This window comes from Arthrobacter sp. H14 (assembly GCF_000520495.1).
In the GTDB taxonomy this organism is placed as follows: Bacteria; Actinomycetota; Actinomycetes; order Actinomycetales; family Micrococcaceae; genus Arthrobacter_C.
Genome location: NZ_KI914655.1, coordinates 38,500 through 39,189, shown reverse-complemented (window position 1 = coordinate 39,189; position 690 = coordinate 38,500). Strand labels below are relative to the sequence as shown.

At 65.5% G+C, this 690-nt stretch carries 1 protein-coding gene and 1 pseudogene; both read left to right on the top strand.

The genetic code is table 11. The annotated features are described in order from the left end of the window. A pseudogene (locus Y707_RS25510) lies at window positions 1-306 on the top strand (slipin family protein); the annotation flags it as partial. 21 nt (window positions 307-327) lie between these two features. Continuing rightward, the gene (locus Y707_RS0112010; protein WP_155852938.1) at window positions 328-651 is read left to right on the top strand and encodes a hypothetical protein; all 324 of its coding nucleotides are present in this window, start codon (window positions 328-330) and stop codon (window positions 649-651) included. Window positions 652-690: the final 39 nt, after the last annotated feature.

Sequence of the window (690 nt, the reverse complement as noted above, 5' to 3'; positions counted from 1 at the left end):
AAAGCCGAGTCCGAGCGTGACCGGCGGGCCAAGGTCATCCATGCACTTGGGGAGCAGGAAGCTGCAGAGAACCTCGGGAAGGCGGCCGAGGTCCTGGAGCGCCATCCGGCGGCGATGCAGTTACGGACCCTGTCCTCAATGCTGGAGCTGGGCGCGGAGCAAAACTCGACCGTGGTCTTCCCGATTCCCATGGAGCTGCTGCGGCTGTTCGACGCATATGGCTCACCTGCGCAAAGCAAGGGTCACGCGCCGGACGCCGACCCTGGGGCCGCCGTGACGGACGACGACGGCGGGAACCATTCCTGACGCGGCTAGACTGCTTGCAGGTTGAGCAGCATCTCCGGTTCGACGTCGACTACTTCGCAATTGGCGAGCCGCGGGTGGGGCTGGCCAAGCAACCAGGAAGCTGCAGAGAACCTCGGGAAGGCGGCCGAGGTCCTGGAGCGCCATCCGGCGGCGATGCAGTTACGGACCCTGTCCTCAATGCTGGAGCTGGGCGCGGAGCAAAACTCGACCGTGGTCTTCCCGATTCCCATGGAGCTGCTGCGGCTGTTCGACGCATATGGCTCACCTGCGCAAAGCAAGGGTCACGCGCCGGACGCCGACCCTGGGGCCGCCGTGACGGACGACGACGGCGGGAACCATTCCTGACGCGGCTAGACTGCTTGCAGGTTGAGCAGCATCTCCGGT